Here is a 10,657-nt window from a genome sequence, read left to right as displayed (position 1 = left end):
CCGATGATGCCGTAGACCATGGTGTAGCCGATCGCGATCAGCGCATAGGTGCTGCCGACGGTCAGGCCGTTAACCAATTGTTGTAGGTAATGATATATCTCGGGCATGGGACTCTCTCGCTAAACGCCCGCCGTTGTACGGCAGGTAGACGTTCGGCTCGCGGGTGTGGGGCCGGAACGCTGCTGAGACCCGTCACGATCCGGCGCGCGGCGGGCCGGCGGGAGGCAGGGGAAAGCCGCGCTCCCGTCCACCAGGAGTGAACGCTGCCGGTCTTCGCCTGCCCTTGCCGGGCCGCCGCTCGCGGAATCATGCGGGTACTAAAACAAAGCCCACGGTGGGTGACGTGGGCTCCGTACTGCAACGATGCTTACTTGACCTCGGTCCGGGTGGCGTCCTTGTGCCACTCGTAGACGGTGAAGTCGAAGTTCTTCAGGTCGCCCTTCTCGTCGAACCCGAGGTTCCCGGTGGGAGTCTCGAAGGTGTTGGCGCGCAGGGCCTCGGCGACCTTCTCCGGATCGGCCTCGCCGGCTTTCTCGATGCCCTTGGCGATCACGGTGACCGCGGAGTAGGCGGGCAGGACGAAGATGCCGCTCGGATCCTGGTTCTTCGCCTTGAAGGCGTCGATCAGGGCCTTGTTCTTCGGATCCTGCTCGAAGGCGCGCGGCAGGGTCGCCAGCATGCCTTCCGAGGCGTCGCCGGCGATCGCGGTGATTTCGCTGTTGCCGACCCCTTCCGGGCCCATGAAGCGCGCGTCCAGCCCGGCCTGCTTGGCCTGGCGCAGCAGCAGGCCCATTTCCGGGTGGTAGCCGCCGAAGTAGACGAACTGCACGCCGGCTTTCTTCAGCTTGCTGATCAGCGCGTTGAAGTCCTTGTCGCCGGCGTTCAGGCCTTCGAAGACGGCAACCTTGATGCCGGCGTCTTCCACGGTCTTCTTCACCTCGGTGGCGATGCCTTCGCCGTACTGCTGCTTGTCGTGCAGTACCGCGATGGTCTTGTCCTTGTAGCGTTCGGCGATGAACTTGCCGGCCACCGGGCCCTGCATGTTGTCCAGGCCGATGGTGCGGAAGATCAGTTTGTAGCCGCGCGAGGTGATTTCCGGGGCGGTGGCCGACGGGGTGATCATCAGCACGCCTTCGTCTTCGTAGATGTCGGTGGCGGGTTGGGTGGAGCTGGAGCAGACATGGCCGACCACGAACTTGACGCCGTCGTTGACCACCTTGTTGGCGACCGCCACGGCCTGCTTGGGATCGCAGGCGTCGTCGTAGATCACGCCTTCGAGTTGCGCGCCGTTCACGCCGCCTGCCTTGTTGATCTGTTCGATTGCCATCAGCGCACCGGCGCGCTGCATGTCGCCGTACTGGGCTACCGGACCGGTGACCGGGCCAGCCAGGGCGATCTTGATGGTGTCGGCGGCCATGGAGTAGCTGGCGAACCCGGCAATGGCCATCGCGGCGAACAGGCGGGATAGACGCTGAGTACCCTTCTTCATAGTGCTCCACTCTTCTTGTGTGTTGTCATTGTTGTAGTCTCGCGGCCGCGGGGGCCGGAGGAGACCGGGTGATCGTCATGGACGGACCCCGGGAACTGTACCGGTACAGTGTAGAGCGGCGCTTCGTCGCTTGAAAAGCACGGCACGGCGAGCTCCCGTGAGTCGTGTCGCCTGGTTGACATAAACGTATAGAAAAACGGCGCGGACCTGCATCACCTCCCTGGGCCCGGTTTCCCTTCGGCTGTCGTGGGCTACCGGCGGGCGTTATCATGGCGCCCATGCAATCCAGGTAGATCCCATGACAGAACAAACTAGCACCCTCTATGCCAAGCTGCTCGGCGAGACCGCGGTCATTTCCTGGGCCGAGCTGCAACCGTTCTTCGCCCGTGGCGCCTTGCTCCAGGTCGATGCCGCGCTGGACCTGGTGGAAGTCGCCGAGGCCCTGGCCGGGGACGCCCGCGAGAAGGTCGCCGCCTGGCTTTCCGGCGGCGGCCTGAGCAAGGTCGGGGAGGACGCGGCCAAGGACTTCCTCGAACGCGACCCGACCCTCTGGGCGGTGGTGGTGGCGCCCTGGGTGGTCATTCAGGAACGCGCGGAAAAAGCGACGTTGCACTGATCCAGGGCGGTTTTCTTTCGCTCGACCCTGGCTAGACTGATTCCGATTCCCACCAGGAGATTCGTCATGTTCGAACCAGGCCACCTCCATCTGGTCAGCCTGCCCGGCCTCGACCAGCAGGACATCAATATCCATATCCGCTACGAGGTGCGGCAGAACGCCGAATCCGGCGCCTATGTGCACTTCGACATGGACGGCGAGATCGATGGCAAGTCGTTCAGCGACTCCTTCGAGCTGCCGCGCGATACCGCCTTCAACTTCGCCAGCGATGCCACGCGGGTCGCCCAGAAGCACGGCCTGCACCCGAAGTTCGGCGCGATCACCCGGGTGCACAAGGAATACGATGCGATGTTCGAGGACATTCGCGCCAAGCTGCATGCCCATCCCGGCGAACCGGTGGATCTCGAGCGGATCATTCGCCACGAGTGAGCCGAGTCCCCAGCGGCTGGAAGCATGGGAAAGGCCCGATATCGACGATATCGGGCCTTTTTTCGTTTGCCGGAGAAGCCGTTCCAGGGGCTTGCCACCCTTGCCGGCAAGCGGAAACGGCTTGCCGCTTGCCGCTTCCGGGTTGTCCTGAAATAAACTCAAGTTATTGAATATAAAGGATTTTAATAATCTGGCACGGGCCTTGCTGAAGTGTTGGCGACGAAAGCCACACCGGCAAACAGGTTCGCAGCCATGAGCATCAGTTTCGACAGAGCACTCGGTATCCACCAGCAGGCCCTCAGCTTCCGCGCCCAGCGCGCCGAAGTGCTGGCCAACAACCTGGCCAACGCCGATACCCCGAACTACAAGGCTCGCGACCTGGACTTCGCCGCGGTTCTCGCCGAGCAGAAGGACAAGGCCGCCAAGGGTACCTTCGCCACCCGCATCACCAACGAGCGGCATATCGCCGCCGAAGGTTTCGGCATGGGCGAGGGCAGCCTGCAGTACCGCATCCCGGTCCAGCCGTCGATCGACCAGAACACTGTCGACGCCCAGATCGAGCAGGCCAACTACGCCGAGAACGCCATGCACTTCCAGGCGTCCTTCACCTTCCTCAACAGCAAATTCAAAGGGCTGGTCAGCGCCCTGCGTGGAGAGTAACCGCCATGTCCCTCGCCAGTGTCTTCAACATTGCCGGTAGCGGCATGAGCGCCCAGAGCACCCGCCTGAACACCGTGGCCAGCAACATCGCCAACGCCGAGACGGTTTCCTCCAGCGTCGACAAGACCTACCGCGCCCGCCATCCGGTGTTCTCCACCATGTTCCAGCAGGCCCAGGGCGACAGCGGCTCGCTGTTCGCCGACCAGGACAGCTCCGGCGCCGGCGTGCAGGTGCTGGGCATCGTCGAGGACCAGAGTTCGCTGATGCCGCGCTACGAGCCGAACCATCCGGCCGCGGATGCCAACGGCTACGTGTATTACCCCAATGTGAACGTGGTCGAGGAAATGGCCGACATGATTTCCGCCAGCCGTGCCTTCCAGACCAACGCGGAAATGATGAATACCGCCAAACAGATGATGCAGAAGGTCCTGACCCTGGGTCAGTGAGCGGAGTAGAGCATGAGCATCGATAACGTCAGCGGCACCAGCAGCAACACCGGCAACGTCAACGGCAGCAATCGCGCCGCCGGCAGCGGCGCCACCGAGACCGGGCAGAGCGTCAAGGGCAGCAGCAACCTGGGCAAGGACGAATTCCTCAAGCTGCTGGTGGCCCAGTTGAAGAACCAGGACCCGATGTCGCCGCAGCAGAACGGCGAGTTCATCGCCCAACTGGCCCAGTTCAGCACCGTGGAAGGCGTGCAGTCGCTGAACAAGAGCATGGAGAGCATTCTCTCCAACTACCAGTCGTCGCAGGCCCTGCAAGCCTCGTCGCTGGTGGGGCGCAAGGTCATCGTGGCGACCGACAAGTCGGTGGTGGACACCAAGGACACCTTCAAGGCGTCCCTCAACCTGCCGGTTTCCAGCAGCAACGTCTGGGTCAACGTCTACGACGACAAGGGCACCGTGGTGAACCGCATCAACCTCGGCCAGCAGGCTGCCGGCAGCGTCAGCTTCATGTGGGACGGCAAGGACAGCAGCGGCAACATCATGCCGCCGGGCACCTACAAGTTCGAGGCGCAGACCTCGATCGACGGCAAGACCTACGGGCTCCAGACCTACCTGCCGGCCAACGTCGACAGCGTCACCCTGGGGCAGAACGGCGGCGAGCTGATGCTCAACCTCGCAGGCCTGGGCAGCATCGCGCTGTCCAAAGTACAGATCATCGGCCAGTAAGCCGGCGTTTCCGGCAAGGAGCTATCCATGAGTTTCAACATCGGCCTGAGCGGCATCCAGGCGGCCTCCAGCGGCCTGAACGTCACCGGCAACAACATCGCCAACGCCGGCACCGTAGGCTTCAAGCAATCCCGCGCGGAGTTCGCCGACGTCTACGCCGCCTCGGTGCTGGGTTCGGGCAGCAACCCGCAGGGCAGCGGCGTGCTGCTCTCGGACGTCTCGCAGATGTTCAAGCAGGGCAACATCGACTCGACCAACAGCGTGCTGGACCTGGCCATCAACGGCAACGGCTTCTTCGTCACCAGCAACAACGGGGCGATCAGCTACACCCGCGCCGGCTACTTCAATACCGACAAGCAGGATTTCATCGTCGACAACAACGGCTACCGCCTGCAAGGCTATGCCGTCGGGCCGAACGGCCAGTTGCAGAACGGCGTGGTCACCGACCTCAAGGTCGAGCGCGCCAACCAGGCGCCGCAGGCCACCTCGAGCATCCAGCAGTCGTACAACCTCAACTCGACGCTGAAGCCGCCGACCGTGACGCCGTTCGATCCGTCCGACGCCGCCACCTACAACTCGTCCTCTTCGCTGGGCATCTATGACAGCCAGGGCAATTCCCACACCATGAGCCAGTTCTTCATCAAGAACGAGCCGGATCCGAATGCGACCCCGCCGATTCCAGAGAACAGCTGGACCATGAAAGTGCTGATCGACGGGGTCAATCCGCTCGACCCGTCGAACAAGACGCCGATGAGCTTCAACGTCACCTTCGACGCCAGCGGCCAGATGACCTCGGTACGGGCGCCGGACGGCAGCACCAGCGGGCCGGGCTTCAGCATCGACGCGACCACCAACGTGATCCAGTTCAGCCCGGCCACCGGCAATCCGCCGACTCCCGGCACCGGCTGGATTCCGGCGGCCTCGGACGGCAAGACCCCGCCGACCTACGCCTGGAATGGCGCGACCGGTGCCGCCAGCGGCATCTCCTTCGACATGCGCAAGACCACCCAGTACTCCACCGCGTTCGCCCAGAGCAACCCGATCCAGGACGGCTACACCACCGGTCAGCTGGCAGGCCTGGAAATCGACGACACCGGGGTGATCTTCGCCCGCTACACCAATGGCCAGTCCAAGGTGCAGGGCCAAGTGGTGCTGGCGAACTTCGCCAACATCCAGGGTCTGACGCCGATCGGCAAGACCTCCTGGGTGCAGTCCGCGGAGTCCGGCGAGCCGGCGGTCGGCGCGCCGCGCTCGGGCACCCTGGGGGCGCTGCAATCCGGCGCGCTGGAAGCGTCCAACGTGGACATCTCCAACGAACTGGTGAACCTCATCGTCCACCAGCGCAACTACCAGGCCAACGCCAAGACCATCCAGACCGAGGATGCGGTGACCCAGACCATCATCAACCTGCGCTGATGACGGCGAGCCGGTGCCGTCCGGGCGCCGGCAAGGCCCTTGCCGCCAGCGGCAACCCCTGGCCAGGGGTTGCCCCCGAAGCCTCCGAAAGGAGGCTTTCTTTTTTGTAAAATCCATTTAAATCAATAACTTAATTTGTTTTTCGAATTCTGGCACGGAGCTTGCTGGATAACCTGCAAGAAAGCCCGGCGGATTGTGCCGGTGCCTGGAGGATTCGATGGACAAGATGCTGTACGTCTCCATGAGCGGGGCCAGCCAGAACACCCTGGCGATGCGCGCTCATGCCAACAACCTGGCGAACATCTCGACCAGCGGCTTTCGTCGCGACTTCGAGCAGGCGCGTTCGATGCAGGTGTTCGGCGACAGCTTCCCGGCGCGGGTATTCGCCATGAGCGAGCGGCCCGGTACCGATTTCAGCCATGGCAGCCTCCAGGAAACCGGCAACGAGCTGGACATCGCCATCGACGGCGACGGCTTCGTCGCGGTCCAGGCGCCGGATGGCAGCGAGGCCTACGTGCGTACCGCCGGCATGCACATCGACGCCCTCGGCATGCTGCGCACCGGCGACGGTTTGCCGGTGCTCGGCAACGGCGGACCGATCGCCGTGCCGCCGGAGGAAAAGGTGGAGATCGGCCAGGACGGCACCATCAGCATCCGCGCCCTTGGCGAGAACCCCAACGTGGTCGCCGTGGTGGACCGGATCAAGCTGGTCAACCCGAACCTGAAGCAGATGGAGAAGGGTACCGACGGTCTGCTGCACTACAAGCCGCAGCCGGGCGAGCAGGCGCCGCTGGCCGACGCCAACGTGAAGGTGGTCTCCGGTTTCCTGGAAAGCAGCAACGTGAACGCGGTGGAAGAGATGACCGCGATCCTCTCGCTGTCCCGCCAATTCGAGCTGCACGTGAAGATGATGCGCACCGCCGAGGACGATTCGGCGGCCATGGCGCGGGTTTTGCAAATCAGCTAATCACTTGAGCGTGGTGCCATAAAACCGGCACCCGAGGAGCACGACGATGTTATCGGCACTGTGGGTCAGCAAGACCGGTCTGTCCGCCCAGGACATGAACCTGACCACCATTTCCAACAACCTGGCCAACGTATCCACCACCGGCTTCAAGCGCGACCGCGCGGAGTTCCAGGACCTGCTGTACCAGATCCGGCGCCAGCCGGGCGGCCAGTCGACCCAGGACAGCGAGCTGCCTTCGGGCCTGCAACTGGGTACCGGTGTGCGCGTCGTCGGCACCCAGAAGATCTTCACCCCGGGCAGCCTGCAGACCACCGAGCAGCCGCTGGACATGGCGGTCAACGGGCGCGGCTTCTTCCAGGTCCTGCTGCCGGACGGCACCGTGTCCTACACCCGCGACGGCAGCTTCCACCTGAACTCCGACGGGCAGATCGTCACCTCCAACGGCTTCGCCCTGGAGCCGGCGATCGTGGTGCCCAACGAGACCCAGACCTTCACCGTCGGCCAGGACGGCACCGTCTCGGTGACCACCACCGGCAACGCCCAGCCGCAGGTGATCGGCAACATCCAGACCGCCGACTTCATCAACCCGGCCGGCCTGCAGGCCATCGGCAACAACCTGTTCCTGGAAACCGGCTCCAGCGGCGCGCCGCAGGTCGGCACGCCGGGTCTCAACGGCCTCGGCACGGTTGCCCAGAACACCCTGGAAAACTCCAACGTCAACGTGGTCGAGGAACTGGTGAACATGATCACCACCCAGCGCGCCTACGAGATGAACTCCAAGGTTATCTCCACCGCCGACCAGATGTTGTCCTTCGTCACCCAGAATCTTTGACGGGCCCTGACCGGGCCCTGGCTGTACGCCGCGAGGTAGCTTGATATGAACCGGCTGATGATCGTCTCCCTGCTTGGCATCGCCACCGCCCTGGGCGGTTGCGTCAGCCCACCGCCGAAGCCGAACGATCCGTACTACGCGCCGGTGCTGCCGCGCACCCCGCTGCCCGCCGCGCAGAACAACGGCGCGATCTACCAGGCCGGCTTCGAGCAGAATCTCTACGACGACCGCAAGGCCTTCCGCGTGGGCGACATCATTACCATCACCCTCAACGAGAAGACCCAGGCGAGCAAGAAAGCCAACTCCGATATCCAGAAGGACAGCAAGACCAAGATGGGGCTGACCTCGCTGTTCGGTAGCGGCATGACCACCAACAACCCGATCGGCGGCGGCGACCTCAGCCTCAGCGCCGAATACGGCGGCTCGCGCGACGCCAAGGGCGACAGCCAGGCGGGGCAGAGCAACAGCCTGACCGGCTCGATCACCGTGACCGTGGCCGAGGTGCTGCCCAACGGCATCCTCTCCGTGCGCGGCGAGAAGTGGATGACCCTGAACACCGGCAACGAGCTGGTGCGCATCGCCGGCCTGGTCCGCGCCGACGATATCGCCACCGACAACACCGTGTCCTCGACCCGCGTGGCCGACGCCCGGATCACCTATTCCGGCACCGGCGCCTTCGCCGATGCCAGTCAGCCGGGCTGGCTGGACCGCTTCTTCCTCAGCCCGCTGTGGCCGTTCTGAGGACGCTCGCGATGACCAAGTTCAAGCACCTGCTGGCCCTCGCCGCGCTGCTCCTGGCCGCCGGCGCGGCCCAGGCCGAGCGATTGAAGGATATCGCCAGCATCCAGGGCGTGCGGACCAACCAGTTGATCGGCTATGGCCTGGTGGTCGGCCTGAGCGGCAGCGGCGACCAGACCACGCAGACGCCGTTCACCCTGCAGACCTTCAACAACATGCTGGCGCAGTTCGGCATCAAGGTGCCGGCCAACGTCGGCAACGTGCAGTTGAAGAACGTCGCCGCGGTATCGGTGCATGCCGACCTGCCGCCGTTCGCCAAGCCGGGCCAGCCGATCGACGTCACCGTGTCGTCCATCGGCAACGCCAAGAGCCTGCGCGGCGGCAGCCTGCTGATGACTCCGCTGAAAGGTATCGACGGCCAGGTCTACGCGGTCGCCCAGGGCAACCTGGTGGTCGGCGGCTTCGACGCCGAAGGCCGCGACGGCTCGAAGATCACCGTCAACGTACCGTCCGCCGGACGTATCCCGGCCGGCGCCACCGTCGAACGCGCGGTGCCGAGCGGCTTCGACCAGGGCAACAGCCTGACGCTGAACCTCAACCGCCCGGACTTCACCACTGCCAAGCGCATCGTCGACCGCATCAACGAACTGCTCGGTCCGGGCGTCGCCCATGCGGTGGACGGCGGCTCGGTGCGGGTCAGCGCACCGCTCGACCCGAACCAGCGGGTCGACTACCTGTCGATCCTGGAGAACCTCGACGTGCAGCCGGGCGAGGCGGTGGCCAAGGTCATCATCAATTCGCGCACCGGCACCATCGTCATCGGCCAGAACGTCAAGGTATCGCCGGCCGCCGTCACCCACGGCAGCCTGACCGTGAGCATCACCGAAGACCCGATCGTCAGCCAGCCCGGTGCCTTCTCCAACGGCCAGACCGCGGTGGTGCCACGCTCGCGGGTGAACGCCGAGGAGGAGACCAAGCCGATGTTCAAGTTCGGTCCCGGCACCACCCTGGACGACATCGTCCGCGCGGTGAACCAGGTCGGCGCCGCGCCGAGCGACCTGATGGCGATCCTCGAAGCCCTGAAGCAGGCCGGCGCGTTGCAGGCCGACCTGATCGTGATCTGAGGACGACGCCATGGATTCCCGTTTGCTCAGCGGTATCGGCGCAGGCCCCGACAGCGGCTCCTATACCGATCTCAACCGCCTCAACCAGCTCAAGGTCGGCAAGGACCGCGACGGCGAAGCGAACATCCGCAAGGTCGCCCAGGAATTCGAATCGCTGTTCCTCAACGAGATGCTCAAGTCCATGCGTTCGGCCAACGAAGCGCTGGGCGACGGCAATTTCATGAACAGCCAGACCACCAAGCAGTACCAGGACATGTACGACCAGCAACTGTCGGTGAGCCTGTCGAAGAATGCCGGCGGCATCGGCCTGGCCGACGTGCTGGTGCGCCAGTTGTCGAAGATGAAGCAAGGCTCCAGGGGCAACGGCGAGAACCCGTTCGCCCGGGTCGCCGAGAACGGCGCCGGTCGCTGGCCGAGCAACCCCGGCGCGCAGGCCGGCAAGGCCCTGCCGATGCCGGAAGCCGGCCGCGACGACTCGAAGCTGCTCAACCAGCGGCGCCTGGCGCTGCCGGGCAAGCTGGCCGAGCGCATGCTCGCCGGCATCGTTCCCTCCGCCTCGCCGGCCGCCAGCCAGATGCAGAGCCTGGGCCAGGACAGCTACCTGCCGGCGCAGAGCTACCCGGCGGCGAGCCGCCGCGGTTTCTCCACCGATGGCGTCGACAGCCAGGGCAGCCGGCGCATCGCCCAGCCGCCGCTGGCCAGGGGCAAGTCGATGTTCGCCTCCGCCGACGAATTCATCGCCACCATGCTGCCGATGGCCCAGAAGGCCGCCGAGCGGATCGGCGTCGATGCCCGCTACCTGGTAGCCCAGGCCGCGCTGGAGACCGGCTGGGGTAAATCGATCATCCGCCAGCAGGATGGCGGCAGCAGCCACAACCTGTTCGGCATCAAGACCGGCAGCCGCTGGGATGGTGCCTCGGCGCGCGCCCTCACCACCGAATACGAAGGCGGCAAGGCGGTCAAGGAGGTCGCGGCGTTCCGCTCCTACTCGTCGTTCGAGCAGAGCTTCCACGACTACGTCAGCTTCCTCCAGGGCAACGACCGCTACCAGAACGCCCTGGACAGCGCCGCCAACCCCGAGCGCTTCATGCAGGAACTGCAGCGCGCCGGCTACGCCACCGATCCGCAGTACGCCCGCAAGGTGGCGCAGATCGCCAGACAGATGCAGACCTACCAGGCCGTCGCCGCCGCCGGCACGCCGCCTCTGGGTTGAG

At 64.7% G+C, this 10,657-nt stretch carries 12 protein-coding genes and 1 pseudogene; 11 read left to right on the top strand and 2 right to left on the bottom strand.

All coding sequences use genetic code 11. The features are described 5' to 3' along the window. Together HMPREF2924_RS37015 and HMPREF2924_RS19615 are read right to left on the bottom strand one after the other, a co-directional pair. A pseudogene (locus HMPREF2924_RS37015) lies at positions 1–107 on the bottom strand (branched-chain amino acid ABC transporter permease LivH); the annotation flags it as partial. Positions 108–367: 260 nt separating this feature from the next. After that, a complete protein-coding gene (locus HMPREF2924_RS19615) occupies positions 368–1,489 on the bottom strand; it encodes a branched-chain amino acid ABC transporter substrate-binding protein (RefSeq protein WP_003082136.1) in 1,122 nt (373 codons plus the stop codon). A gap of 298 nt (positions 1,490–1,787) precedes the next feature. Here HMPREF2924_RS19615 and HMPREF2924_RS19610 point away from each other — a divergent pair, with 298 nt between their 5' ends. From HMPREF2924_RS19610 to flgJ, 11 genes are all read left to right on the top strand, one after another. After that, positions 1,788–2,105 carry a DUF2288 domain-containing protein gene (locus HMPREF2924_RS19610; RefSeq protein WP_003133968.1) on the top strand — a complete coding sequence of 106 codons (318 nt, stop codon included), beginning with the start codon at positions 1,788–1,790 and terminating at the stop codon, positions 2,103–2,105. Positions 2,106–2,171: 66 nt separating this feature from the next. Continuing rightward, positions 2,172–2,534 carry a DUF5064 family protein gene (locus tag HMPREF2924_RS19605; RefSeq protein ID WP_003111391.1) on the top strand — a complete coding sequence of 121 codons (363 nt, stop codon included), beginning with the start codon at positions 2,172–2,174 and terminating at the stop codon, positions 2,532–2,534. 252 nt (positions 2,535–2,786) lie between these two features. Then, complete coding sequence (gene flgB / locus HMPREF2924_RS19600; protein WP_003133966.1) at positions 2,787–3,194, top strand: flagellar basal body rod protein FlgB; 408 nt, start codon at positions 2,787–2,789, stop codon at positions 3,192–3,194. A 5-nt stretch (positions 3,195–3,199) separates the two neighbouring features. Continuing rightward, the gene (gene flgC, locus HMPREF2924_RS19595; RefSeq protein WP_003082150.1) at positions 3,200–3,640 is read left to right on the top strand and encodes a flagellar basal body rod protein FlgC; all 441 of its coding nucleotides are present in this window, start codon (positions 3,200–3,202) and stop codon (positions 3,638–3,640) included. A gap of 12 nt (positions 3,641–3,652) precedes the next feature. Next, positions 3,653–4,366 carry a flagellar hook assembly protein FlgD gene (flgD, locus tag HMPREF2924_RS19590; protein ID WP_003111390.1) on the top strand — a complete coding sequence of 238 codons (714 nt, stop codon included), beginning with the start codon at positions 3,653–3,655 and terminating at the stop codon, positions 4,364–4,366. A gap of 27 nt (positions 4,367–4,393) precedes the next feature. After that, positions 4,394–5,782, top strand: coding sequence for a flagellar hook protein FlgE (gene flgE / locus HMPREF2924_RS19585; RefSeq protein WP_003086405.1), 1,389 nt, complete (start codon positions 4,394–4,396; stop codon positions 5,780–5,782). Between the two features lie 217 nt (positions 5,783–5,999). Then, positions 6,000–6,749 carry a flagellar basal-body rod protein FlgF gene (gene flgF / locus HMPREF2924_RS19580; RefSeq protein WP_003082159.1) on the top strand — a complete coding sequence of 250 codons (750 nt, stop codon included), beginning with the start codon at positions 6,000–6,002 and terminating at the stop codon, positions 6,747–6,749. Positions 6,750–6,795: 46 nt separating this feature from the next. Next, the gene (gene flgG, locus HMPREF2924_RS19575) at positions 6,796–7,581 is read left to right on the top strand and encodes a flagellar basal-body rod protein FlgG (protein ID WP_003082164.1); all 786 of its coding nucleotides are present in this window, start codon (positions 6,796–6,798) and stop codon (positions 7,579–7,581) included. 45 nt (positions 7,582–7,626) lie between these two features. Further along, positions 7,627–8,322, top strand: coding sequence for a flagellar basal body L-ring protein FlgH (gene flgH, locus HMPREF2924_RS19570; RefSeq protein WP_003086407.1), 696 nt, complete (start codon positions 7,627–7,629; stop codon positions 8,320–8,322). Positions 8,323–8,333: 11 nt separating this feature from the next. Next, positions 8,334–9,443 carry a flagellar basal body P-ring protein FlgI gene (locus HMPREF2924_RS19565; RefSeq protein WP_003082169.1) on the top strand — a complete coding sequence of 370 codons (1,110 nt, stop codon included), beginning with the start codon at positions 8,334–8,336 and terminating at the stop codon, positions 9,441–9,443. Between the two features lie 10 nt (positions 9,444–9,453). Next, a complete protein-coding gene (gene flgJ / locus HMPREF2924_RS19560) occupies positions 9,454–10,656 on the top strand; it encodes a flagellar assembly peptidoglycan hydrolase FlgJ (protein ID WP_003133938.1) in 1,203 nt (400 codons plus the stop codon). The last annotated feature ends 1 nt before the right edge of the window (position 10,657 follow it).

Origin of the sequence: Pseudomonas sp. HMSC063H08 (assembly GCF_001813645.1) — a bacterium.
GTDB classification, from domain to species: Bacteria; Pseudomonadota; Gammaproteobacteria; order Pseudomonadales; family Pseudomonadaceae; genus Pseudomonas; species Pseudomonas aeruginosa.
The sequence above is the reverse complement of the archived record's forward strand: the minus strand, read 5'-3'. Positions and strand labels throughout refer to the sequence as shown.

Coding starts and splice junctions, on each gene's coding strand:
- flgG (WP_003082164.1), top strand. CDS start 6,796: ATGTTATCGGCACTGTGGGTCAGCAAGACCGGTCTGTCCGCCCAGGAC.
- flgD (WP_003111390.1), top strand. CDS start 3,653: ATGAGCATCGATAACGTCAGCGGCACCAGCAGCAACACCGGCAACGTC.
- flgJ (WP_003133938.1), top strand. CDS start 9,454: ATGGATTCCCGTTTGCTCAGCGGTATCGGCGCAGGCCCCGACAGCGGC.
- flgE (WP_003086405.1), top strand. CDS start 4,394: ATGAGTTTCAACATCGGCCTGAGCGGCATCCAGGCGGCCTCCAGCGGC.
- HMPREF2924_RS19615 (WP_003082136.1), bottom strand. CDS start 1,489: ATGAAGAAGGGTACTCAGCGTCTATCCCGCCTGTTCGCCGCGATGGCC.
- HMPREF2924_RS19565 (WP_003082169.1), top strand. CDS start 8,334: ATGACCAAGTTCAAGCACCTGCTGGCCCTCGCCGCGCTGCTCCTGGCC.
- HMPREF2924_RS19610 (WP_003133968.1), top strand. CDS start 1,788: ATGACAGAACAAACTAGCACCCTCTATGCCAAGCTGCTCGGCGAGACC.
- flgF (WP_003082159.1), top strand. CDS start 6,000: ATGGACAAGATGCTGTACGTCTCCATGAGCGGGGCCAGCCAGAACACC.
- HMPREF2924_RS19605 (WP_003111391.1), top strand. CDS start 2,172: ATGTTCGAACCAGGCCACCTCCATCTGGTCAGCCTGCCCGGCCTCGAC.
- flgC (WP_003082150.1), top strand. CDS start 3,200: ATGTCCCTCGCCAGTGTCTTCAACATTGCCGGTAGCGGCATGAGCGCC.
- flgB (WP_003133966.1), top strand. CDS start 2,787: ATGAGCATCAGTTTCGACAGAGCACTCGGTATCCACCAGCAGGCCCTC.
- flgH (WP_003086407.1), top strand. CDS start 7,627: ATGAACCGGCTGATGATCGTCTCCCTGCTTGGCATCGCCACCGCCCTG.